Below are 23901 nucleotides of genomic sequence, written 5' to 3' on the forward strand. Positions count from 1 at the left end.
CCTGGAGTCAGACGATGAAGCACACCCTCGCCAAATATGGCGGCGGAGTCGGCGTGGGCGTCGCGTTCTGAGACGAGATAGTCCACGATCTGGTCGCTCAACATTTACTCGCAGTTTGACATTCAGGCTGGCCGACTCCGCTCGGCATGGATGCACCGGCACAACCAGTGCGATCGAGCGTCATCTAGTCAACGCTCGAAGACGGAGATTTTGTGGCTTCAAAGTGATCGTTTCTTCCACCTTCAGGATGTATCTCGGGTCCGGAACCAGGTCGAACGCCCGGACGATAAGTGCAAGTGCGACAACGATCTCGTGATAAGCGAACTGCCTTCCAATGCACGCGCGCAGCCCCGTTCCGAAGGGCTTGTACAGGTGGGCGAGATTTCCTGGAACCCGTCCGCGCTCGAACCGGTCCGGGTCGAACTCGTCGGCGTCAGCTCCCCAGTCCGTGTGACGGTGCAGTTGCAACAGGACGACGAAGACCCACTCACCCTTCTCGAAAGGGTGTCCCGCCACTCTCGTGTCCTCCCGCGCCTTCCGAAAATACCCCGGCGCGACCGGCCACAACCGCAAGGTCTCGTCGACTACACGTCGGATATAACGAAGTCTGCCCACCTCATCGAACTGGAGGTCGCCGGTCGGGCACACTTCGGCGAATTCGGAGCGCATTCGTGCCACCACGTCCGGTCGCAGCGACAGGAAGTGCAAGGCGAACGCCAACACGCCGGCAGACGTCTCCTGTCCAGCGACGAGGAACGTCAATATCTGGTTCCGAATGTTGTCGTGCGACAGCCGCTCCCCGGTGGCCGGGTCGGCGGTCGACAGCATCAGGTCAAGCAGGTCCCCACGCCCCGCCGAGGGATCGACTCGGCGTGCCCGCACGATGTCATCCACCAGGCTGCGGGCGACCGCGGTATCGTCTCGGTGCTGGTTACGCGCACGCCGAAACACCGTCGCCTCCACGAAGGGGTGGGAGTAGGCCGCCCGGTTGACGTATTTCAGAACCCTTGAAATGCGGACGATCAACTCGTGCGGTGCCGCGTTCTCGAACGACCGGAAGTCGTGACCGAACGCTACGTTGCCGATGACCTCGAGGGTCAGTTTGTTCGTGTCGGCCGGGATGTTGAGCCACGCATCTGGCCCTGCTGCGGTCCAATAGTCGATGAGGAGTGCGGTTTTGGCGATCATCGAGTCGTGGTAGCGACGCATCGACGATTGTGTGAACGCGGGGGCGAGGATTGCGTGCGCCGCCGCCCACGACGGCTCGGAATTGTGTGCTGTGAATAGTCCATCTCCAGCGACCGATCTGAGATCTCGCAGCGGCACACCGAGGAGGCGCGTCCACACCTTCTCGTCGTTGACCGCAGCGACTTCTTCCGGGCCGGATACGTACGTCACGCGCGTACCGAGAACATTTCGCTCGAACATGGTCCCGTACCGTTGGGCGTCTCGCATGGCCCACTGACTCGACTCCGTGACGTGCAGGTCGAGGATGTCCCCCAGGAGGGGAAGACGCCGCGGTGGGTGCGGAAGTACTCGGTCGGCAGACTTGATCGCGCCCTCGTGGGGGATGGTCATCGGGCTTTCTCGCTCACTCGACTCGGCTTCGATGAAGGGGGCCAGTCCTTGCTGAGCTCGGCCAGAATGCCGAGCTCGCTCTTCAGATCGCCGCTCGATGCGAGAGGGAGGCGGGTGAACGCTCGGGCGGGACACCCGCGGCTTCGACGGTGAGCAGCATCGGCCAGGGCAACAGCCGCGCTGGCGGCCGACACATCGGCGTCGAGGTGCCGACCCAGGAGACTGATAGAGTCTCGGACCTCGATGCACATTCGATGAGCACGGGCTCTGGGTGAGATTCGCTGACTCGGCTGTCCCAGAACAACTTCCGGACATGACACAATGAGGTCGGCCCACATCGGACGAAGCCGCCGGCACGAACGCGACCAGTAGTCGACGCCCAAGGTTTCGACGGCGCGCTGTACCACGGGCAGTGCCGCACACACCGTGGCGAGAATCAGCAGGTAGGAGTAACTCGCTTCGTTGAGTTCGACACGGAGCTCGACGAATTCGCGAGCGCGACTTACCGCGGACAGCAGGCCCATGGCGAGGATGGACGCGGCCTCCTCCAAGCCCCATACTGCGAGCGATACGAACAAGCCGAACGACGCCATCACCGGTACCGACAGCTGGCCGTGACGCAGCTCTTCGACCGAGACGATCAGAACGATGAGCGGCATCGCGCCCGCCCACGCCGAGAACAGCCCGAAGTAGACGGCGGTAGGCCAACCGGGTAGCAGGTCGATGTAGGTGCCGGAAGAACGAGCGGACGTCCCGACGACCAGCATCACGAGCCCCGACGCCACCGCAGCGGCAAGAAGGACCCCGGTCTGTCGCGTCGACCACGACGGGGACCGCCACCGCGCAGCAACTGCTGTCAGTGGTGCACCAGCCCACAGCATCAATACGGTCCCGAGTTGTTGGGTGAACGGCACCGGAAGCGACCCGCCGCTCCCGGCATCGAGAGCAGCCTGAACGGAGGACTCGCGGGCAAGCGCCGAAAGGATTGCCAGCACCAGCGCAAGGTTGACGAGGCGTGCAGCCACGGTCTCCCGAACGAGCGCGAGCCGAGCTACCAGGACCACCAACCCCGCGACCACGACGCAACAGGTGATCGGCGCCGGCACCGACGAAGTCACGAGATGCCCATGAAGTCGTCCATGGCCGACGACCGCCGGTAGCGGGAGACACGAGCCGACATCACGAGATCGGCGAACATCTCGGCATCGCCCTCTTGGTCGTCGTCGAAGGAGGACCTGTTCATCACCGATGTCAGCGTGGTCAAGTCGATGTCGGGGAACAGAGCGGCGAGCGCCGGCTCGGGCCCCACGGATCCATGGTGGCCCAGCAGCATGTGCCCGACTTCGTGCAACACGGTCTGGTCCACCTGATAGTCCGGCGCTCCCCGTTGGTACACGATCTCGTCTCGGTCCTCGAACTCCAGCCACAGGCCACATGCGAAATCGGTGAAGTCCGGTGTGTCGACGGCGACGAGGTCGAGCCGTCGGTTGCGATGGCGAGACAATTCGAGCAGAAACGCGCTCCGGTTCCACGGACTCGGCACCAAGTGTTCGATCTGGCGCGCCGCCGCGAGAACATTCCTCGCCGTGTCGTTCATGTCCCCCCCGGACAATGTTTGTTGCTAGTTCAGGCCGACAGATCGCTCTCGGCGTTCGCGAAGCTCCCGCAGCACTGCGGTCAATCGCTCGGGATCGGTGTCTTCGTCTCCCCCGCGTAGCCTGACGCCCCGAATGCCGCCCGACACCAGCTCGTCGATCAGAGTCAGTTGGGTGTGAAGCCTGGGGGCTGCGGTCTCGTCGAGAAGGTACTCGCGACTGGACGGAAAAACCTCCGCCAAAGCCTCGACGACGTTGGCCGGGATCGGCCTGGTGCCTCGTCTGAAGCTCGCCATGTCGTCAGCACTCACGGTGGTCGCCGTGGCAATACTGACTGCGCGAGCGACGTCGTCGTGACTCCGCTCGGTGCCGTCGGATGCTCGCCAGACACGAAAGAGAAGGTCGAGTCGCCTGGACAGCGGAATAACGTGCCGCGTTCGATCGTCGATCATTGTTGCCTCCTAGAGAACCTGGCCTCGAATTCGGCGAGCAGACCCTGATCAGCGTCGATCTCCCGGCCCGCCAACCACCGCCGGTACAGCCGCTCTTTCCCGTCCTCGTCGTCGTCTGACCCCGCGGGTTCGTCGAGCAGTTCGCTGAAAACCGCGTACACCGGAGAGAGTGAACCGTTTTCACGCTTGTTCTCTTCGAAGAGGCGCGTGACGTATTCGCCGTACATCGGCCGCAGCGCCACCGCCAGCCGTCGGGCCAGGTCCTCGAGACGTGCGTCCTTCATCTCCCGGGCGATCGTGTCGAGCTCGCGCGAGATGCCGAGTAAGTCGAGAACGACGCGAAGGGCGACGGCGACGCCGTCCGGTCCGAGCGAGGCAACCCCGTCGTTTGCTCGCCTCGGCTTCGGCGTCCCGCCGCGAAGCACGTCGGACGCCGAACCCGGTTCCCATTCCAACGCGGCGTCGAGTTTCCCCAATGTCGTGGCGGACACGGTGCGGGTTGTGCCCTCCTCGATGTCTTTCAGCGTAGGTATCGAGGGCCCGCCCCGGTCACGCACCTGTGGACGCGACAGACCGAGTTCGGTACGGCGTTTCCACACGTACTCGGCTAATCGTCCAGGACCGTCCACGTCCAGAACAGTAGAGCGTCGCTGAAGTCACGAGCAAGAAAAACAACTAGACGCGTGAACAGTGTCGATGCTCGTCAACGGGGCGGCGTACTTATGTTTATTTGCGTTTTTCTATCTTTTTGTAGCGGCGCGTTGTTACTCTGCAGGTGGTGGTCCGGACTGGGGAGGCGAAGTGTCCACACCTCAGACATACGGCGGCGGTGGCGTCGGAGAGTGCAACGAGATCGTCGTCGACGTGCGAACAGGGCAACGCCTTCGCTGCTCCATCACCGGCGCAGGTGAGCATCACCGCCACGAAGCCTGGTCCGGCGACGGAGAGGTCATCGCACAGTGGGAGGCACCGCGGGCACTCTCGTCCGCCCCGTAGCGATCCCGGCGTCGTCACCACAGCAGCGCGCATTCCGGTCCGGAACCGGCCCTCAGTTCCGGACTCGCTCATCGCCACACGATGGCGCGCAATCGATTGTTCGACAACCAATTCCTTAGGAGTGGAGATCAGTCATGTCCAAGCACAGTCCCGGGCGGTCACGGAGATCACGAAGCGCAGCAACCGCTGCGCCAGTTGTCATCGGTTGCGTCGTGCTCGCCTCCGGTGGGTACGGCGGCACCGCGCATGCAGCGCCGCAGGACTTCGTGACCGCACCGGACACCGCGCAGAGCGGCACCACGAACGCCACCCCGGTCCCGGCTCCGACGTCCCAGCGTGAGTTCCTGCCCGGGTTCACCCCGTCACCGCAGGTCCAGCAGTCGCAGTGGCGCAGCTACGACGACTACCAGTCCGGCCGCCAGCAGTCCTCGACCACCACCGCGCCGATCTGCTACGCCCCGGCCCCGCAGCAGTCCGCCCCGGCCGCGCCCGCACCATTCGTCCCGCCGACCCCGCCGACCCCGCCGCCTCCGCCGACGGTGCAGCGCACCGTCATCTCCCCGATCGACGCACCGGAAGGCACCATCCTGATCGGCAGCCAGGCCGTCGCACGCCCGGACTTCATCGACGCCCGCACGGCCGAGCAGTTCAACAACTCCGCTTCCGCACTCCAAGCCGACGGCGCGAACGCCCTGGTGAACGCCGGACTGGTCGACGCACCGCAGGCCGACCGTGTCGCAGCCGGCGCCGCGACCGGCATCGTCGTCGGCGGCGCAATCGGTGCCGCCGCCCTCGGTATCCCTGCCACCGCCGTCGGTGCTGTCGGCGGTGGCCTGGTCGGACTCGGAATCGGTTCTGCCACGGTGCCGTTCGTGTGGTGGGCACCGGGCATCGGTTGGGTCTTCGGCCCCGGCGTCGGTGCCGCCATCGGTGCCGGTGTCGGTGCCGCCGCGCTCGGTGTGCCCGCGGCCGTCGTCGGTGCGGGTATCGGCGGTGCGATCGGTGGTGCCATCGGCGCGACCGCGTTGGGCGGCGAGCAGACCACCATCACCGAATCCGCCCCCGCCGCTGCGGCGCCGGCTGCCGAACCGGCCCCGGTGTGGACGCCGCCGCAGGATCTCGCCCCGGTCGTCGACTCCGCCCCCGCCTACGTCGAGCAGGCCCGCACCGCGGTCGCGGAGCAACCCGGCGGCGCAGCCGTTCTGGGCGCAGTGGACACCGCCGTCGCCGACGCGGCACCGGTGATCGAGCAGGGCACGGCCGCGCTGAACGCCGCCCTGGCTTCGTTGGGCGTCGCGGTCTGATCGCCGGGTGCAGCCGGACCCGCCACTACCCGGGGCCCGGCTGTACCCGAAGGTCCGACACCGACCTCCCGACCTTCCCACCTCCCCTCCACCGAAAGGCACACTGTCGTGGCCCATTTCGAGGACCCGTACCCCGACGACGGGACAGACGACTGGTTCACCGCCGCTGATTCCGCCCCCGCAGCGGAGCCTGCGCCGGGGGACAGTGGCCGGCGGTTGAGTCTGGCCGCCCGGCCGCTCGACGTGGACAGCGATCATGGCGTCGAGGACTGGTTCGCCGACCGCGACACCACCGCGAGCGTGGGTGGTCCGGTCGACGAGTTCGGCACCCGTACCGACACGTTGCGCGCGCACGCCGACCACACCGCGCCCGCAGCCCGTGCGTCGTGGTGGCGTCGGTACCGCAGGTCGGTTGCCGTCGCCGCCGCCCTCGTCGCCCTGGTCGGCATCGTCGGCGGAGCCGCGCTCGTGCTGACCGGCATCGGGGAGCCGGAACCGGCCACCGCAGCACCACTGCTTCCCGCCAGCACCGTCGACACCACCGCCGCTGCCGCCCCGGCGCAGCCCGCCACTGGCGAGGTCGCCGCGGCCGACTTCACCTGGTGCGACGGCCAAGCCCCCGGTGAGCCGGTCACCGGAGACACCACCGACCCCGGCATGGCCGCGATCTGGCGGTTCGAGAAGGCGTTCTACTTCGACCGCGACCCCGTCGCCGCCCGCGCCGCCGCCACACCCGACGCCGTCATGGCCTCGGCCGACCGGCTGCGCCTGGGCATCGACGCCCTCGAGCCCTCGGTGGAGTTCTGCGTCCTCGCCGACCCCGTCTCACCCGGCGTCTACGACGTGACCGTGGCCGAACGCGGCCCCGGCATCGACCCCCGCACCACCACGCAACGGTTCACCACCGCCGAGTCCGGCGGCACCACCTCCATCACCGCCATCACCCGCCGCTGACTCGACGAGAGGCACCACCGATGACCACCACCATCCGCCGCGCCGGACGCACCGCCGTCGCTTCGATGACCGCCGCGGCCGCGCTGCTCGCCGTCGGCATCGCCCACGCCGCACCGACCACCACGACCAGCTCGGCGGCGGACTGCGCGCCGCTGCACCTGGTGGTCGTGCCCGGCACCACCGAAATCGACGAGAACAGCTCACCGGACACCGATTCCGGCTTCTTCTCCCGCCTCACCGTCCCGGCGATGCGCGACGCCAACTCCGGCGACGCCCCCGCCCTCGCCCGCAGCTACGTCCCGTACCCGGCCTCGTTCGGCGGCAAGCCCGGCGATCGCTCCTCCGACACCTACGCGGCGTCGGTGCAGACCGGCATCGACAACGCCGAATCCATGATCGGCGACATCGCTGAGAAGTGCCCCGCGGCGCGGGTGTTCGTCTCCGGTTACTCCCAGGGCGGGCAGATCGCCTCCGAAGTCATCCGCGAGATCGGCGCCGGAACCGGCCCCATCGACGCCGACCGGTTCGCCGGCGGCGCGCTGTTCTCCGACCCCACCCGCGGCCAGGGCGAACCCGTCCTCGGCAGCGGTGACCGCGCACCGGCACCGGCCCCGGGCACTACCGGCGAGGCGGTGCAGTCCGTTCAGCTCGCCCCCGCGGTCGCCGCGTCACCGCCGGCCGGAGGCGGCATCGCCCCCGCCCCCGCCGAAGCGGACTTCGGCGCCGTCGCCGACCGCGTCGCCTCCTACTGCACCGCAGGCGATCTCGCGTGCGACACCCCCGCCGACGCACCCGCCGCGAAGCTCGTCGCCAACATCGCCGGACAGTCCTCGATGGACACCCGCGACCCCGTGCGCATCCTCACCGACGTCTCCACCGCCGTCGGCCGCTCCGCCCTGCTCACCAGCTCCTCGGTCGTCAACGACAACATCGACTTCGACTCCCGCGCAGGCCGGTTCGAGATCACCCCCGCATCGGAAACGGTGCTGGGAAAGATGGCCAAGTACTCCGACCCCACCGCCGTCACCGACGGCGAAGCAGTCGACGAAGCGGTCGGCGCGGTCACCAAGATCGCCGGCATGGCGATCGGCGCAGCGATCACCGTCGCCAAGGACGTCATCACCCCCGAGACCATCGGCCAGCTCGCCGCCGTCGGACTGGCGAACCCCCCGGCCGCGCTCGCCGTCCTCGCCACCAAGGTCGGCGCCGCGGCCGTGAAGCTGGTTCCCCCGGCGACCATCGACTCCGCCGTCACCACCGCGTTCGACGAGGTCACCCGCACCGTCGACAACAACGCGGGCCTGGCGAAGCTGGTCACCGACACCTCCTACTGGAACACCGCCGCCAAGCACGGCTCCTACGACAGCGTCCCGGTCGGTACTCGCGGGGAGACCCCGGTGCAGCTCACGGTGCGGTGGATCGTCGCCCTCGCCGCCGACCTCACCGGCGACAACACCCTCGCCGAGAAGGTCGGAGCTGTTCTGACCCGCAGCGCGCAGTTGCTCGCCACCACCGACACCGTCCGCCCCGCCGGCCAGATCCTCAGCGCCGGTACCGCGTCCACGCGGGCGACGTCAACCACGGCCACCTCGTCGAGCACGACGCCGTCGGCCACCACCACCACTACACCGGCCGGGGCGTCCTCGACCGGCACCCGGTGACCGACACACACCATCCAGGAGGGACGGAGATGGCCGCACAGCCGCAGGGCGACCACCAGCTCTACACCGACGACACGACCGGCTCGACCCCCGTCCCCGCCGGACTCCGCATCCCCCCGGCGGACCGGCAGGCACCGATCCATTCGGACCCGGTCGCCGGGCCGGGGCGCCCGCCGGTGATGTGGCTGCTCGGCGCGCACGGCGGCGCCGGAGTCTCCACCCTCACCCGAGTGTGGGCACCCGCGGCAGACGCTCTCGGTGGGTGGCCCGCCGCCGACCGGTACCGATCGGTGATCATCGTCGCCCGCACCCACCGCACCGGCCTCGCCGCCGCCCACGACCTGCTCCTGCAAGCCGCCGCCGGCCTCGTCGGCAGGTGCACCGTCATCGGACTCGCACTGGTGCCCGACGCACCCGGCAAGCTCCCGAAGACGCTGCGACGCAGCGCCGACGTCGTCGCCTCCGCCGCACCGGCCGTCTGGTCACTGCCGTGGGTCCCGGACCTGCGGGTGCACACCGCCGACGACCTCGCACCGTGGTCACCCGCCGAACCCGACCCGACCCCACCGGGCCGACTACGCGCCCAGGTCACCTCCGCCGCCGCCCCGCACCCCGGCCTCGTCGCCGCCGGCCACGCCGCGTTCGACGCCGCCCGCACCGCCGCCACCACTCGCTGACCCGAACCCGACCCCACCGCTCACACCACCGGAGGAACCCATGCTCACCACCACCGCAACCGTCGTCCTGGCCCAGAACATCGGCGACGTCGACCCCACCGCGCCGAGCGGAGAGTTCGGCGACAAGATCAACATGCTCATGTCCTGGCTGATGTGGGGCTGCATCTTCGCCTCCGTCGCCGCGATCATGATCTGCGGCGCCACCCTCGGCTACCAGCGCATGACCGGCGGCGGCGGAGACAGCACCGGCAAACTCGTCGGCGGCCTGGTCGGTGCGGTCATCATCGGCGGCGCCGCCGGCCTGGTGAACGGACTCGTCCTGTGACCGCCGCCGTGCACACCGCCGCCGGGGTCGACGAGCTGAACGAGACGGTCACCGGGGCCTTCGACTCTGCGGTGAGCCTGCTCGAACTGCTCGCCCGCGGGGCGTTGATCGTCTCCGCCATCGGCATCGCCGTCGGGGTGGTCATGCTCGTCTCGGGCAGCTCCCGCGCCGTCGGCACGATCCTCGGCAGCGTCACCGGCGTCGTCCTGGCCACCGTCGGACTCTCCGGCGGCATCGACTGGATAATCAGCCACGCCTCTCTGGCGGGAGTCGGCACGTGAGCGCCGCCCTCGAGCCCGCGGCGGTGGTGCTGGCGCAGCCGCCGACCTCCCCGGTGACCTTCCCTTCCGAGGTGTGGGGGCCGCTCATGACGGCCCTGTCGTGGCTGCTGTGGTTCGCGATCTGCACCTGCATCGCCGCGCTGTTCGTCTGCGGTGCGGTGTTCGTCAACCAGCGCAAATCCACCGGAACGCAGGTCGTCGAGGACGCCACCCTCGGCCGCATCCTCGTCTGCGCCGCCGTCATCGGCGGGGCCGCCGGCATCGCCCAAGCCGTCCTCGCCTGACCCACCCGTCCGAAAGGTGCCCCGCCCGTGACCGTCTCCCGCACCGCCCGCCTCACCGCCGCCGCGGTCGCCGTGATCTTCGTAGCCGCCGGATGCGGCACCGACGACACCTCCGACACCGCCGACCCGAGCCCGGCGGTCGACACCACCTCCGCGCCGCAGGACTTGCAGTGGCGCACCGTCGCCGGTGTCTCCGTGCCCACCTCGCGTACCGCCGGACCCACCGCCGGAGCCAGAGCGGCTCGGCACGGGTACGAGCGCACCCCGCAGGGCGCGGTGCTCGCCGCGATCAACGGGCAGACCGCCCTCGCCGTCGCGGACGACCGCACCTGGCCGGAAGTCGTCAATACGGTCACCGCACCGGGACCGGGCCGCGATGCGTTCGCCGTCGCCCGCGCCGGTGTCACCGTCGCCGGCGCCGTCCCCGCCACCGCCGCACCGCGGTTCGTCGGATTCGAGGTCACCGACTACCAGCTCGACCCACCGACCGCGGCGGTGTCGGTGGCACAAACCATCGGCACCGACCCGCAGCTCTACGCCTATCCCGTTGCCCTGCAATGGATCGATGACGACTGGCGCATCGTCCTGCCCACCCCGGAGGACAACATCGACGCCGCAGAGATCGCCGACCTCACCGGCTACACCACCCTGGAAGGGGCATCGTGACCCGCACCCGCACCCTGATCGTCGCCGCCGCAGCGCTCGTTGTCCTTGTCGTCGTCGGCGCATTTGTCTTCGTCGTGCCGAACCTGCGCGGCGACGACGCCGATACCGCTGCCCCGCCGGCGACACCGACCGCGCCGACACCCGAACCGGGGTCGATCGACAACGGCCGCAGCGGATTCGGCACCCCCACGGTCGACATTCTCGGCCGCAAGGTGACCGTGCCGAACAATCCCGTCGGTTCTCCGCTCCCGCAGCAACCAGCCTGGGAGCGGGCCGGCTGCAACACTGCGGGCCCGGTGCCCTCACCCGGCGGTGTGCAGATCCAGCAGACCGTCGGACTTCCGACGCTGGTGTCGGCCACCGACGGTCCGACCCGCATCGAGGGCAACGTCCTCACCGGCTACAGCCGCACCCCGCAGGGCGCTGCCCTGGCCGGGTGGAACTGGATCGGCCGCCTCTACGGACCCGGACCGGTAGCGAAAGACGCCTACGACAAGCTGAACGTCTCGACGCCGGAGCTGGACGCCCTGGTCGACGGCGACTCCTGGACCGGGGGCGGGTTCGGCGCAGCGACGTCGCTGCCCGCGCCGGAGGCATTCCGCATCCTCAGCTGCACCGACGACTTCGCTTCCGTCGAATACGCGATCAACGTCCCGATCGACGACAACGGCCAGCGGCGCACCGAGCCCGTCTGGCAGGTCATGCGCGCTGCGTTGTTCCACGACAGCGGTGACTGGCGCGCTCGACTCGACAACCGGTCGGTCTCCGCCACGAAGGACGTCACCAGCATCGCCGGGTTCACCCCCTGGGCCCTGTCATGACGCGGCTCGCCGCGGCCGTCGTGCTGCTCCTGGCCCTGATCGGCCTCGGCTCCGGCACCGCCTCCGCCCAGGAACCGACCCCGGTCGCCCCGATCACCGGTATCGCCGAGGAGGGCAACGGTTTCCAGCAACAACGCCGGGAGTGCCTGGCGGACACCCTCGACGGGAACGCATTCCAGAACTTCATGAACCAGGTCACCGGCGAGGTGGTGGCCGAAGGCGCCTGTCTGATTCAGGCCTTCGAGGACAACCCGGGCGACGCCGTGGCCACGGCCGCGTCGTCGGCGGCGTCGGCGTTCTGGGGGGACTCGGTCGGCGACTTCGCCAAGGCGGTCATGGAAGGCAACGCCCAAGCGTTCCGGACGGTGATGACGTTCTGGATGACCGCCGGCATCCCCGGCCTCGGCGCGGAAACCGCGATGTCGGGACTGCGGAACATCGTCACAGGCTTCACCGTCGCCGCCCTCTTCGCCTCACTGGTGATCGCGATGACCAAACTCGCCGTCGCCCGCAAACAAGCGGTGATGGAAGGGGCGACGGAGACCGCGTCGATGCTGGTGCGGACAGTGTTCACCGTCGCCCTGCTGCCGGTGCTGGTGCTGATGTTCCACCAGGCCGGGGACGTCGCGTCGGCGTACGCACTCGAGAGGTTCGTCGGGGGTGATCTGAATGAGAAGATCACCGCGATCACCGCCTTCGACGAGAAGACCGGTCTGGGGCCGGTGTTCGCGCTCGCCTGCGCCGGGTTCGCCTTCCTCGGCTCCGTCGCCCAGTTGATCGCGCTCCTGATCCGGGAGGCGGTGCTGTGTGTGGTGGTGGCGGTGATCCCGCTGGCGGCGGCGTCGTCGGCGACGGCCACCGGCCGCTCGTCCTACAAGTCGATGATCGCGTTCACGTTGGGGGCGTTGCTGTTCAAGCCCGTCGCGACGTTGCTGTATCTGTTCGCGTTCTGGGCGCAGTCCTCGTCCTCGGGTGACCCGGTGGCCTCGGTCATCATCGGCTCGGTCCTGCTCGCGGTGGTCGGGTTCGCGCTCCCGACGTTGGTGCGGATCATCTCCCCGGCCGCGGAGACCATCGCCGCCGGTGGCGCGCAGGCGGCCGGGTTGGCGGCGGCGGGCGGAGCCCTCGCCGGTGGGGCGGGGGCGCTCGGTGCGAAAGCGCTGTCGACCGGCGCCCGCGCGCTCGGCGGCACCGGTGGCGGGGCCGGTCCCGTTCCGGGGATGGGCGCGGCGGGGACCGGGGCGAAGGCACCGGCCGGGTATCGCGGTCAGTACACCGGCGGTGCACCCGTTCTGGGGAAGTTGCACACCGCATCCGGTGCGGTGGGGCGCGCAGCTCGGGGTGCGTCCGGTGTCGCGGCCGCCACCCGTGGCGGCACCGCCGCGACGCTCGGCGGCGCGGCCGGTGCAGTACGGACGGCGGCGTCCGGAGCGCGCAGTGCGGCGCAGGTTGCCGGTGGTCTCGGGTCCGCCGCCGGCGGGGCGGTCGGCAACTACCACGGCCGGATCCCCCGATGACCGCGGCGACGGTGCCGGGCGAACCGGCGATCTTCTCCGCCGGCACCCGCCCGAAGTCGACGTTCGCGTTCGGGTTGTCGGTCAAAGCCGTCGGCTACGCCGCCGCCGGATTCGCCGTCTCGTTCACGGTGCTGATCTTCGGCGGCGTCATCGCGGGCCTGGCCCTCATGGCCGTCATGGCCGTGCTGCTGGTGCCGCTGGTGGTGGCCCCGAACGGTCGATCCCTCTACGAGACAGGACAGTTCGCGATGCAGTGGTTTCACCGCAAGCACATCTCCCGCTCCACCGAGTACCACGCCGGACCGCACTCGCAGATCCCCGGCGGCCGGTACCGCCTGCCCGGCCTGCTCGCCACGACGACTCTGCACGTCGGCACCGACCGGCACGGCAACGAGTTCGGGATGATCCACCACCCCGCCGATCACCGCTACACCGTGGTCGTGGATTGCCTGCCCGGCGGCGACGAAGCGGTGGTGCGCAGCGAGAAGGACCTCTACACCGCCGACTGGGGCGTCTACCTCGCCGACCTGGGCCTGCCCGGTGACATCGTCGGCGCGACCGTGGTCGTGGAGAACATCCCCGCCACCGGCCTGCGCCTGGCCCGCCTCGTCGAACGGGAAATGGCCGCCGCCGCACCGGGACTGTCGGCGGAGTTCGTGCGCCAATCGTCGGTGCGGATGCCCTCGGGTCGACACCGCACCCTGGCGCGGCTGTCGATCACCTTCCGCGCCACCACCCGCGAACGGCAGAAGGAACCGGAGGAGATGGCCGCCGAGCTGGCGCGGCGGCTGCCGGACCTCTACGGCCACCTCGCCGGCGCCGGTGTCGACGCCCAACCGATGACGGCGGCGGAGATCGTGGCCACCGCGCACCGCTCCTACAACCCGTCGACGGAGAACGACTTCGAAGAACTCGACATCGCCGGGCAGCCGCACGGAGTGGCGTGGGAGGACGCCGGACCGGGCCGCGCCCGCACCGAGTGGGGTCACTACCGGCACGACGGGGCGACGTCCGTGGTGTGGGAGATGGCCGCACCACCGGAGTCGGTGTTCACCGACACCGTCCTCAAACCGCTGCTCGCCCCGCACGACGACCTGCCCCGCAAACGCCTCACCCTGATCTACCGGCCCTATTCGGCCGGGGACGCGGCGAAGAAGGTCGAAAAGCAACACCGAGACGCCCTGCACGCCATCAACTCCCGCGGCGCGAAGATCAGCTCCGCCGAAGCGGAGAAGCGTCTCGAGATCACCTCCCAGGCCCGCAAGGAAATGGTCTCCGGAGCCGGGCAGCTCCGCTACTCGGCGCTGCTGACGATCACCGCCCAAGACCCGGCGGAGGTGGGGAACGCCGCGGCGGTCACCGAATCGCTCGCCGCCCGCGCCCGCCTGCGGCTGCGGCGGGCGCACGGCTTCCAGGACGCCGGGTTCGCCGCCGGCCTCGGGCTCGGGGTGCTGCTGCCCGACCACGTCACCACTTCCGCCCTCGTCCGCCGCAGCTGACCCCGCGGCCCGCCTCCCCGGCTCCACCGACCCGAAGGGACCACCCCCTGTGACACTCACCGACACCCGCAGAGCCTCCACCGATTTCGACCAGCCGCAGCGGCGGCGCGGGTTCGTCCCGGACCTCGACTACGCCGACCTCGCTGCCCGCATCGAGACCGGCGAGGCGGCCGAACCGGCGAAGCTCAGCCGTGTCGGGATCGGCCTGGCCCGCTGGCGCAACACCCACCGCGACGCCGCCGGTTCCGGTTCACCGCAGGGCAAGCACCGCGCGGACCCGGACTGGCGGTCGGCGCTGGCGACCACGGCGGACGGGGCGCGGGGCGCCGGCGGGGGACGGATGACCTCGGTGCCCGCCCCGATCGAGTACGAGGCGTCGTCGGTGCAGCTGTGCGGGCTCAACCCGTGGGCCATCGGTGCGGCCGCCCCGAACTCGGGGACCATCGTCGGCCAGCACGCCGTCACCGGAGAAGCCGTCGCGTGCGATCCGTTCGCCTACTTCCGCGACAACCACATCGCCAACCCGTCGATGTTCGTCCTCTCCCTGCCTGGCCTGGGGAAGTCCTCGCTGATCCGCAAGGTCCTGCTCGGGGCCACCGCGTGGGGTCAGACGCCGATCGTCGCCGGGGACATCAAAGCCGAGTACGTCGCCCTGACCACGATGCTCGGCGGGCAGGTCGTCACCCTCGGCCACGGCGGTGGGCATCTCAACCCTCTGGCCGCCGGCACCCTCGGCCACGCCGTCGTGCGGCTGCGGGCAGCCCGCACCGACGCCGCCGCGACCGGGGACACCGCGCGCGTCGAGCATCTCGGCGAACTGCTGGGCACTGCGGAGCTGACGGTGCGGACGCGGCAGGTCAACGCCGTGTGCGCGCTGATCGAGCTGATTCGCTACGACACTCACTCGGTGCGGGCGTTCGAGAACTCCATCATCGGTATCGCCCTCGACGAGCTCTACTCCGACAGCGGTGGGTTCGACTACGCGAACCCGCCGCTGATCCGGGACCTCTACCAGCGCATCGACACCGGCTCCGAGGCGATGCTGCGCGCGACGTACCAAACCACCCGCGAGGGCTACCGGACGCACATCACCGAACTGATGCAGGCGCTCGGGGCGCTGATCTCCGGGCCGTTGGGGACGATCTTCGCCGACCACACCTCCCAGCCCCTCGACCTCGATGCCCCCATGATCTGCATCGACGTCTCTTCCCTCGACCGGGGCGATACCGCCCTCAAGGCCGCGGTGATGCTCTCCTGCTGGGCCGATGCCTACGGCACCGTGGAGGCGGCGCACCTGCTCGCCGACGCCGGCCTGGACCGGCAGCGGTTGTTCTTGCTCGCCCTCGACGAGCTGTGGCAGGTCATCGGCGCCGGACCCGGCATGGTCGCCCGCGTCAACGAGATCTCCCGCCTCAACCGCACCGACGCCACCGGGCTGCTGATGATCACCCACACCGGCCGCGACCTCGAAACCCTGCCCACCGAAGCGGACATCAAGACCGCCAAGGGGTTCATCGACCGCGCCGGCATGGTCGTCTGCGGCGGCCTGCCCATCGGTGAGGTCGAACGCCTCTCCGGCGAGCTGAAGTTCACCTCCGCCGAGCAGGACATGGTGACCTCCTGGTCCCGCGGGGCGGCCTTGCGGTCGGCGGAGCGGCGGACCGCCCGCTCGCCGATCGGGCGGGGGAAGTTCCTGATCAAAGTGGCCAAGGACAACACCCCCGGCATTCCCATCCAGACGGTGTTCACCGACCTCGAGATCGACTCCGGAGTCCACGACACCAACGCCCGCTTCGCCGACTACTTCGACACCGCGGCCGGCGACGCTTCGACCGGTTCGGTGCTTCGATGAGGGCCGAATACACCGCCGAGGTCAAGGAGTGGGCGCTCGAGACGTACCGCTCCTCCCGCCCGAACTACCCGTCGCGGGACCAGTGCGTGACCGCGATCGCCGATCAGATCGGCGCGCACGTCAACACCGTGAACCGGTGGATCAAGCTCGAGTTCGGGCCCTCTCGTGCACCGGCGGCGGACGAGGTGGTCGCCAAGCTCCGCGCCGCCGAAGCGGAGATCGAACGCCTGCTGCGGGTCAACCGTGACCTGAGCGACCGGCTCGCCGCCGCCTCGCCCCGCTCGATCACCGCCGAGGCCGGCACCGGCGCGCTCGGGAGCACACAGCTCCACGGTGTACAGCTCGGCGGCGCACGATGAAGAAGGGCGGGACGATCGCGTTGGTCGCCGCCCTCGCGGCGGCGCTGTTCGTGGTCCTGTTCGTCACCACCATCGGCACGGACCCGGACGATCCGTGCATCCCCCGCGGCAGCAGCAGCTCCACAGCAGGCGGAGTACCGGCCGGGTCGTTCGCCAAGCCGATGAAGACCTCCGACGGGCAGGTGACCAGCCCGTTCGGGGCGCGGTGGGGAACCCAGCACAACGGGATGGACATCGCCGGCCCGATCGGCACCCCCATCTACGCCTACGCCGACGGAGTCGTCTCCCGAGCCGGTCCCGCGTCGGGGTTCGGCAACTGGATCGTCCTCGACCACAACATCGACGGCCAGCTCGTCTCCACCGTCTACGGCCACATGTTCGCCGACGGCGTGCTGGTGAAGGTCGGGGACCGGGTCACCGCCGGGCAGCACATCGCGAACGAGGGCAACGACGGCCAGTCCACCGGGGCGCACCTGCACTTCGAGTACCACCCCGGCGGGTGGGCACCCGGCAACGCGGTCGACCCCGCCCCGTACTACGCCGCTGCCGCCGACCCCGGCACCGGCGCACCCGGGGCGGCACCGTCCCCGTCGACACCGTCGCCCCCGGCCCCGACCACGCCGGACACGGCGACCGCCGCCGGATCGGCAGAGATGGCCGCGCTGCCCGCTTCGGTCGGGTCGGAGGAGCACTTCCAGGTCGACACCGTCCGCGTCGCCCGCACCGTCCACACCACGTTTCCGCAGATCACCCGCATCGGTGGGTGGCGCGCCGACGGCGGCGGATTCGACGACCACCCCTCCGGCCGAGCCGTCGACGTGATGATCGACGACTGGTCCACCGAGGACGGCAAAGCCCTCGGCGACCAGGTCAAGGACTACTTGTGGGCCAACCGCGACGTGCTGCAGATCGAGTACATGATCTGGCGTCAGCAGTACATCCCGTCGACCGGTGAGCCGAACATCATGGAGGACCGGGGATCACCGACGCAGAACCACTTCGACCACGTCCACGTCACCGTCGTCGGCCACGGCCCCCCTGCACCCGGGCAAACCTACGGACCCGCCCCCGGCGGAGCCGGATCGGCACCGAAAGCGAACGGCACCTGCACCACCGCACCCGGCGGCGGGTTGGGCGACATGGGTGACCTCGCCGCGGGGCAGATCCCGCCGGAGTTCGAGAAATGGTTACCGCTCTCGGCGGCGCAGTGCCGCGAGCTGTCCCCGGCGATCCTCGCCGCGCAACTGAAGCAGGAGTCGGGGTTCACCGCGGGGCTGACCAGCCCGTCCGGGGCGCAGGGGTACGCGCAGTTCCTTCCCGGCACCTGGGCCTCCTACGGATACCCGGTCGACGAGAACGGTCAGGTCACCGGCCCCGCCGGGGCCGGGGACCCCAACGACGTCGGAGACGCCGTCATGGCGCAGGGCCGCTACAACTGCGCCGTCGCGAGCGCGCTGCGGCCGGGCATCGAATCCGGTGCCATCACCGGTGATCCGGTGGCGTTGATGCTCGCCGGCTACAACGCCGGCCCCGGCGCCGTCCACCAGTTCGGCGGCATCCCCCCGTATGCAGAAACACAGAATTACGTCACCACCATCACCGGTACCGCCGCCGCCTACGACCTCGCCCGCTGACCACCAAAGAACGGACAGATCACCGATGCCTGCTTCCCGCACCACCTTCCGCACACCCGGCGTCGCTGGCGCGGTCCTCGCGGCCGTCGCCGTCGTCGCTCTCATCGCGGTCGGTACCGCCCTCGTCGTGCTGACCGGCACCACCAGCAGCGGGGACGAGCGGGGCGGCACCGACGCCGGCTTCGCCATCGACCCCATCTCCGACGACCCGACCTCGGTGGCCACCGTGGTCATGGCCGGCATCTACACCTGGCAACCGTCGGTGCAGGGCTCCACCTGGGACGCTCTCCGCGTGCAGAGCGCGTTCCTGACCGGGCCGATGGCCACCGCCGCCGCAGCGCCCCCGACGCCGGCGCCGCGGCCGATCAGCGAGTGGGCCGGGTGGGCGCGCAGCGACGACACTGTCACCGCCGCTGTCGAAGCCTCCGGCGAGGCCGTCGTCGACGGGGTCTCGGCGACAGTGCCGGTGACCATCTCCCAGACGGTGTTGCACCGCTCGCGGGAGAGCACTCCGTTCACCACCTACACCGCCGACGTCACCCTGACCAGGGTCGACGACTCGTGGAAGGTGGCGAACTACCGCATCCTAAGCAGCAGCTTGTAGGGCTAGTGGGCAGTGTGGAATGCCTCGACGATCGAGGAGGGGATGCGGCCTCGGTCGCTGACCTGGTGTCCGTTCGCGTTTGCCCATTCCCGGATGGCTCGGGTCTGTTCCGGATTGCTCTTGGCAGACTTCGCGGCGGCCGCGGCGGCGTCGAGGACTGCTGCCGAGTGCGCCCTCCGCTTGCGGCCACCGATGCGCTCGGCGTGCTCGATGTAGTAGCCGAGTTTGCGGTGAAACTCCCTCGCGTTCTTGTCTCTTAGGTCGATTCGGTAGTCGACTCCGTTGACGGAGAAGTCGATCGTCTCACCTGCCCCGTCGGCGATGCCGCTGCCGTCGATGTCGTCGGTCAGTTCCACGATTTCGCGTCTCGCCACGATGCGAAGTCTAACGCTCCTCCCCAGACAATCTATCTGGGCCGTTCCACGATGCTTGGGTTGGGAAGCTGAACGCCCAATGTCGACGTTCCCGCATTCCATCGCTGCAATAAGAGGAGGCGCCGACTAGGGCCGATGGTCGTTTCCCTCCGGCACCGTTCCCACGGGTGGCTAGTTGGTGTCAGCCAGTTGAATGACAGGCAGGATGCGTTCTGGTGTGGTTCGATCCCGCCATGGGAATGGCTGACGATGCCAGGCGCCGGTTGCAGGCCAAGCAGGCCGAGAGCGATGGGCGGCAGCAAGCTGTAGAGGAATGTCTGGGTTTACTATCCTCTCAACTCGCCCGACTTGTGCCCGAATGCGTGGAGGCGTTTCACGAGCTGGGCGTGCAGCCGCGCAACCTGACGCCACACGAAAAAAATAAAATCTTTCAAAAGCGAAAAAGAATGGGCTGGATACTTATAGGAAAGGTGGGGTATACGCATTCCGACCACTCTCCCTGGTTCACGATCGAGGTGTACCCGGACGCAACGTGGACCTGGACTGGCAGCGCCCCGGCCGAGCAGATTGAGAATTGTCTCAGATACGGTAAGGCACCTTTGGTGCCGGAAGCAGAGCTCCGGGAACAGCTGTCGAAACAGGTCACCGAGATCGCGGGCGCGCGTGGCTACTGACGGGAATGGCTGACGAATCCGCAAGCAGCAAACGGGTCGTGACGGACCACGACACCAGCACCGACGGAGGCCGACCGGTGCGTAACCGACACACCGGACCTGGCCGCTGCGACACCGTATCCGTCGCCGCGGCGACCGCGGCGTTGCTGTCGGTGCCGTGCGTCGACGACCTGACCCCTGCGGACGTGCAGACGGTGGCGCTCGACAAGGCCCGCAACCAGACATGCCGAGCCGCCGAGAGCTGTCACGTCGCGCTCGGCCGCGACGCCGACACCGCCTCGCGGGAAGCGCGGGCCGCGTTCGACGCCCTCTGCGACGTCTTGCGGCTGGCCGACTGCTCCTGCGACGACTCGCCCGCCGGTTATCGGGTGCTCGCCGCTGCGGTCGCGGACACCGTGGAGTCCGTCGCGCGTTGCCTGCGGGCATGGTCCGGGCCGGCGGTGCCGTGGGAAGTCGGGCCCGACAAGACCACCGTGCTACACCTGCGCCGCGCGGCCGCGGAGACGACTACCGTGACCGGAGCGTTGGCGACTCGTTGATCGCAGCGCAGACCCGGACAGAGGTGTGGCACCGCTTCGATTCCTACGGCCGGGTTCTGTAGCGAGAATGCCGCCCAATTGGTCTGCCCCTCCCCCTTAACCACTGGGGGCCACGTTCGGCGCGTGACGAGCCGTTCAGGACCCAGTAAACGGCCGCCGGATGAGCTGGTCGCACCCCCCGACAGCAGGGATGTGAACCATGACCCGCAGCGAGGAGCGTCGGTTACCGCAGGCGACCGCGCCGGCCGAACCCACGATCGGTGAAGCCAGCGCGCCTGTCGGCGGACCTACATCGAAAGCGCCCCGCCCTGGCGGATCGACCTCTCGAGGCGGTGAAAATCTAAGATGGCTTCTGAGGCCGACGGCGGCCTCAATTGACCTTGGGGAGGGCGAAATCCGGGTGCGGCGTTTCGCAGCTACCTCGCATCGGTGTCGCACGGGTATCGCATCAGGTATCGCATTCCCTACTCTGATGGAACCGGGCCACAATCGGGGCTAGTCTCTACCGAAACCGCCCTGGTGGGGTTCGTGGCAGCATTGGACCCATGAACTCGCAACCCGAGGCGCCCGATGCTGACGCCAGTGCCGGCCCCCCGGCCCCCTCGATTTCGCCTGCTGAAACGCGCGACGAGATGCACTCGAGGGGGCGTCGTGGGTACTCGGTCATCCGGTCCGTACTCGTGCAGCAGCCGGACCCGAACAAGGACCGTCCCAGTACCGTCGGCCGTTTGACCCGAGAGCGCCATCACCGCGCACTCGTACTCTATTTGCTTCTCCTGGCGTGGTGGCCGTGGCTGCACGATCGCAAGACCCCACTGGACTCCGAAGTGTGGATCCGGGCGCTCACAGCGGAAGGTCCTGACACCGCCAACGCACTCACCTGGTCCCCGTCGACACTGTCGCGTGCATGGGGGGACCTCAAGAGTTACGGCCTCGTGGACACCAAGCGCGAGGGGCGGCTTCTTCGGGTGACACCACGGCGCGAGGACGGACTGGCGGACTACGAGTTTCCGCAAGGACAGCGAGACCTGTTCAACCGGTACTTCACCCTCCCGGACGAATTCTGGACCAAGCAGTACTTCGCGACCCTGAGCCCGGCCGCTCTCGCTGTTCTGCTGATCGTGCTGAAGGAAACCATCAAGAAGCCGGACGTCGAGCTCCTGCGTGACCGCATGCAGGAGTGGTACGGGATCTCCGGCAAGACCGTGACCAAGGGCATCCAAGAGCTCGGCAGTGCCGGGCTCCTCGGAACCCGAGTCGACCGGGTACGCGACGTACTTGCGAAGTACGGGGTCACCGATCACTACTACTACGGGCTCGAAGGACCGTTCAGCACCGAGGAGCGGATAAAGCGCCGTAGGTACGCCAAGCGCAAGCGGAACGCTGCCGAGCGCAAGAAGGCCAAAGCTGCATCCGGCAAGGAGAAGTGATGCGCACCGGTGATCGGCCTCCACAGCGGGGCCTGTGGTCCAAGCATGCGTGGAAGACGGTCCGGGAGGCCATGTGGTCCACCACGGCCACCTGCCGACTCGCATTCATCATCTGCACTTTCTGCGTGGTACCCGCGGCGGCTCTCTTGCTGTCCGCGTGGGCCTTCCGGGTCGTACTGTTCTGAGTCGGCCCGATCGGCCGACACCGCCCCCTCTCGAAACTGATCGCCGCCGGTGGTGTCGTCTGCGCGATGACGACGCGCGATTTTCCAGGGCGTGTGCGCTACCGTTGCGGTGTTCGACCGTCGATGAGGGTCACGGTCGAGCGTCCATCACCAGTGCGTACGCGGTGTGGGCACTCAACGGGTGCCGCGCTGTGCGCGTGCGTGCTGATTCGACGCTCCCGAAAGGCCCTCGATCCCCATGTTCTCTTTGCTTTCTTCGGCGTTGCCTGCCGGAGCGCAGCTCATCCCGACAATCTCGACCGTGCGTGGAGCGCGGTCATGACCGGGCGGGTGTCGTTCGTCGACGACGCTGTCCTCGACGAGACGTTGCCGCCAGGTCTGGCCGATCAGGTGCGGGAGGCCGTGCAGCCGCACGGTGACTGCGCAATCTGCGGTACGGCGTTGGGTCCGGTGCCGGTCCGGTTCGGTGTCCACCCGATGCCCGGGTCGACCCACGTCGATGTCCGTCACGCCACGTGCGGCCCGTCCGACCCGACGTCCTCGATCCACGTGATGAGGTCCACGACGTACCGCCTGGTGCCGATGCGCGTGCCGCTCACCATCGACGGCGAACCCAGAACGGTGTCCGCGGTGCTGGTCAACCCCTCGGTCGACGGGTGGGTGATCGCCGACACCGCCACATCACTGCTCGACGGCTTCCGTCGCCGCGGGTTCGCCTCCATCGACCAGGCCGTGCCGTCGGTGCCCGCCGACGAGGTGCCGTGCCGCGTCGACGCCGGCACCGTCGTCGTCGACGACCGGATGGGCAGCGGATACCAGCTCACCGATCCGCCGAGCACCTTCGTCGAGCGCATCACGAGCCAAGGCGGGTTGCTGCTCGTCGTCTCGCACGCGGTCGCCGTGGACGCGGCGCCCGACGGCGGCCCGGTACGGCTCGGTGACCTGCTGTCGAACCCGGACAGCGTGGTGCAGGCATGGGTGCCCGCCCCGCCCACGGGTAGCGACGACGAAGTCGTGGGCAGCTCGGACGAAGCCAGGGTCGGCAAGACCGTGTCGTCCGCCGACCCGCCCACCGGGAAAGAGACGCTGCTTCGCCGCGTGAACTGGACTGCGGTCGTGGCCTGCCTGATGTTCGTCGGCTCGGTGGCGGCGGCGGTGGTCGTCGACTTCGGGGCCTGGTGGGTCGGTGACGTAGCGCCGGAGCGCGTCGCTGCGGTCGACGCGGTCCTGACCGCGGGGAAAGTGACGGTGACCGTTTTGGTGTCGTATGTCGCCGCCGTCGCGGTGGTGACCGTCGCATGGAACCGGTGGCGCTACGGCTACCTCAACGCGTACTTGTTCCGATCGCGAGCGTCGTCGGCGGTGTTCACGCTGCTGGTCGGGTGGATCGTGTGGGCCGCCTGCGCGGCCGCCGCAGCGTTCGGAGGTCTGTGATGGCTGTCCGCACGACGAGAACGAACAACTCTCAGCCCGGCGAGAACATCGTTCTCGCCCTGCTCGGCCTCGCCGCGACGTGCGCGGTGATCGCGGCGGTGTCCTGGTGGGTGGGGTCGTGGGCCGCCGGCCTCGACACTTCGGTCGATCCGTTCACCGGACTGTTCGATGCGCTGCGCGGCCGCAGGCCGTGGCCCGCCCAGGCC

Annotated in this window: 25 protein-coding genes; 19 read left to right on the plus strand and 6 right to left on the minus strand. The window is 69.0% G+C overall.

Translation table 11 applies throughout. The annotated features are described in order from the left end of the window. Positions 1-180 precede the first annotated feature (180 nt). Genes A3Q40_RS16330 through A3Q40_RS16350 form a run of 5 tightly spaced genes read right to left on the minus strand, consistent with a single transcriptional unit; the run spans position 181 to position 4254 of the window. Entirely contained in the window at positions 181-1578 is a 1398-nt protein-coding gene (locus A3Q40_RS16330; protein WP_068103749.1) for a cytochrome P450, read from the minus strand. Next, complete coding sequence (locus tag A3Q40_RS16335) at positions 1575-2696, minus strand: DUF6545 domain-containing protein (protein ID WP_068103750.1); 1122 nt, start codon at positions 2694-2696, stop codon at positions 1575-1577. The genes A3Q40_RS16330 and A3Q40_RS16335 overlap by 4 nt, the downstream gene beginning before the upstream one ends. Further along, on the minus strand, positions 2693-3175 hold the full coding sequence (locus A3Q40_RS16340) for a hypothetical protein (RefSeq protein ID WP_068103753.1): 483 nt from the start codon (positions 3173-3175) through the stop codon (positions 2693-2695). Before A3Q40_RS16340 ends, A3Q40_RS16335 begins: the two co-directional genes overlap by 4 nt. 24 nt (positions 3176-3199) lie before the next feature. Next, positions 3200-3625: a hypothetical protein gene (locus A3Q40_RS16345; RefSeq protein WP_068103755.1), complete on the minus strand. Its 426-nt coding sequence runs from the start codon at positions 3623-3625 to the stop codon at positions 3200-3202. After that, positions 3622-4254 carry a hypothetical protein gene (locus A3Q40_RS16350; protein WP_157889641.1) on the minus strand — a complete coding sequence of 211 codons (633 nt, stop codon included), beginning with the start codon at positions 4252-4254 and terminating at the stop codon, positions 3622-3624. The genes A3Q40_RS16345 and A3Q40_RS16350 overlap by 4 nt, the downstream gene beginning before the upstream one ends. A 579-nt stretch (positions 4255-4833) precedes the next feature. On the opposite strand from A3Q40_RS16350, the gene A3Q40_RS16355 reads away from it, so the two are divergent. The 15 genes from A3Q40_RS16355 (at position 4834) to A3Q40_RS16425 (ending at position 19059) form a co-directional block, all read left to right on the plus strand. After that, positions 4834-5925, plus strand: coding sequence for a hypothetical protein (locus tag A3Q40_RS16355; RefSeq protein WP_068103759.1), 1092 nt, complete (start codon positions 4834-4836; stop codon positions 5923-5925). Between the two features lie 108 nt (positions 5926-6033). Next, the gene (locus tag A3Q40_RS16360) at positions 6034-6879 is read left to right on the plus strand and encodes a hypothetical protein (protein WP_068103761.1); all 846 of its coding nucleotides are present in this window, start codon (positions 6034-6036) and stop codon (positions 6877-6879) included. Between the two features lie 20 nt (positions 6880-6899). Beyond that, positions 6900-8540 carry a cutinase family protein gene (locus A3Q40_RS16365; protein ID WP_068103763.1) on the plus strand — a complete coding sequence of 547 codons (1641 nt, stop codon included), beginning with the start codon at positions 6900-6902 and terminating at the stop codon, positions 8538-8540. A gap of 29 nt (positions 8541-8569) precedes the next feature. Beyond that, positions 8570-9217, plus strand: a complete 648-nt coding sequence (locus A3Q40_RS16370; protein WP_068103765.1) for a DUF6668 family protein — start codon at positions 8570-8572, stop codon at positions 9215-9217. Between the two features lie 40 nt (positions 9218-9257). Beyond that, positions 9258-9542 carry a hypothetical protein gene (locus A3Q40_RS16375; protein ID WP_068103767.1) on the plus strand — a complete coding sequence of 95 codons (285 nt, stop codon included), beginning with the start codon at positions 9258-9260 and terminating at the stop codon, positions 9540-9542. Continuing rightward, positions 9539-9823, plus strand: a complete 285-nt coding sequence (locus A3Q40_RS16380) for a hypothetical protein (RefSeq protein WP_068103769.1) — start codon at positions 9539-9541, stop codon at positions 9821-9823. Before A3Q40_RS16375 ends, A3Q40_RS16380 begins: the two co-directional genes overlap by 4 nt. Continuing rightward, on the plus strand, positions 9820-10107 hold the full coding sequence (locus A3Q40_RS16385; RefSeq protein ID WP_068103771.1) for a hypothetical protein: 288 nt from the start codon (positions 9820-9822) through the stop codon (positions 10105-10107). The genes A3Q40_RS16380 and A3Q40_RS16385 overlap by 4 nt, the downstream gene beginning before the upstream one ends. 27 nt (positions 10108-10134) lie before the next feature. Next, the gene (locus tag A3Q40_RS16390; RefSeq protein WP_068103772.1) at positions 10135-10773 is read left to right on the plus strand and encodes a hypothetical protein; all 639 of its coding nucleotides are present in this window, start codon (positions 10135-10137) and stop codon (positions 10771-10773) included. Beyond that, a complete protein-coding gene (locus A3Q40_RS16395) occupies positions 10770-11594 on the plus strand; it encodes a hypothetical protein (RefSeq protein ID WP_068103774.1) in 825 nt (274 codons plus the stop codon). The genes A3Q40_RS16390 and A3Q40_RS16395 overlap by 4 nt, the downstream gene beginning before the upstream one ends. After that, the gene (locus A3Q40_RS16400; RefSeq protein ID WP_068103775.1) at positions 11591-13111 is read left to right on the plus strand and encodes a hypothetical protein; all 1521 of its coding nucleotides are present in this window, start codon (positions 11591-11593) and stop codon (positions 13109-13111) included. The genes A3Q40_RS16395 and A3Q40_RS16400 overlap by 4 nt, the downstream gene beginning before the upstream one ends. Continuing rightward, the gene (locus A3Q40_RS16405; protein ID WP_068103776.1) at positions 13108-14610 is read left to right on the plus strand and encodes an SCO6880 family protein; all 1503 of its coding nucleotides are present in this window, start codon (positions 13108-13110) and stop codon (positions 14608-14610) included. The genes A3Q40_RS16400 and A3Q40_RS16405 overlap by 4 nt, the downstream gene beginning before the upstream one ends. Before the next feature lie 49 nt (positions 14611-14659). Next, positions 14660-16462, plus strand: coding sequence for an ATP/GTP-binding protein (locus tag A3Q40_RS16410; protein WP_201132875.1), 1803 nt, complete (start codon positions 14660-14662; stop codon positions 16460-16462). Then, the gene (locus A3Q40_RS16415) at positions 16459-16821 is read left to right on the plus strand and encodes a transposase (protein WP_068103779.1); all 363 of its coding nucleotides are present in this window, start codon (positions 16459-16461) and stop codon (positions 16819-16821) included. Before A3Q40_RS16410 ends, A3Q40_RS16415 begins: the two co-directional genes overlap by 4 nt. After that, positions 16818-18455, plus strand: a complete 1638-nt coding sequence (locus tag A3Q40_RS16420) for a peptidoglycan DD-metalloendopeptidase family protein (protein WP_068103781.1) — start codon at positions 16818-16820, stop codon at positions 18453-18455. The genes A3Q40_RS16415 and A3Q40_RS16420 overlap by 4 nt, the downstream gene beginning before the upstream one ends. Positions 18456-18480: 25 nt before the next feature. Next, the gene (locus A3Q40_RS16425) at positions 18481-19059 is read left to right on the plus strand and encodes a hypothetical protein (RefSeq protein WP_068103783.1); all 579 of its coding nucleotides are present in this window, start codon (positions 18481-18483) and stop codon (positions 19057-19059) included. 2 nt (positions 19060-19061) lie between these two features. Here A3Q40_RS16425 and A3Q40_RS16430 read toward each other — a convergent pair whose 3' ends face one another. Further along, complete coding sequence (locus A3Q40_RS16430; protein WP_068103785.1) at positions 19062-19433, minus strand: histone-like nucleoid-structuring protein Lsr2; 372 nt, start codon at positions 19431-19433, stop codon at positions 19062-19064. A gap of 215 nt (positions 19434-19648) precedes the next feature. Here A3Q40_RS16430 and A3Q40_RS20410 point away from each other — a divergent pair, with 215 nt between their 5' ends. The 4 genes from A3Q40_RS20410 (at position 19649) to A3Q40_RS20940 (ending at position 23695) form a co-directional block, all read left to right on the plus strand. Beyond that, positions 19649-20107: a hypothetical protein gene (locus tag A3Q40_RS20410; protein WP_157889642.1), complete on the plus strand. Its 459-nt coding sequence runs from the start codon at positions 19649-19651 to the stop codon at positions 20105-20107. Positions 20108-20145: 38 nt separating this feature from the next. After that, positions 20146-20646: a hypothetical protein gene (locus A3Q40_RS16435; RefSeq protein ID WP_068103791.1), complete on the plus strand. Its 501-nt coding sequence runs from the start codon at positions 20146-20148 to the stop codon at positions 20644-20646. Between the two features lie 728 nt (positions 20647-21374). Continuing rightward, positions 21375-22076 carry an ArsR family transcriptional regulator gene (locus A3Q40_RS16440; RefSeq protein ID WP_235606336.1) on the plus strand — a complete coding sequence of 234 codons (702 nt, stop codon included), beginning with the start codon at positions 21375-21377 and terminating at the stop codon, positions 22074-22076. 503 nt (positions 22077-22579) lie between these two features. Then, positions 22580-23695, plus strand: coding sequence for a hypothetical protein (locus tag A3Q40_RS20940; RefSeq protein WP_068103796.1), 1116 nt, complete (start codon positions 22580-22582; stop codon positions 23693-23695). Positions 23696-23901 lie beyond the last annotated feature (206 nt).

It is taken from the genome of Rhodococcus sp. PBTS 1, assembly GCF_001620025.1.
Lineage (GTDB): Bacteria > Actinomycetota > Actinomycetes > Mycobacteriales > Mycobacteriaceae > Rhodococcoides > Rhodococcoides kroppenstedtii.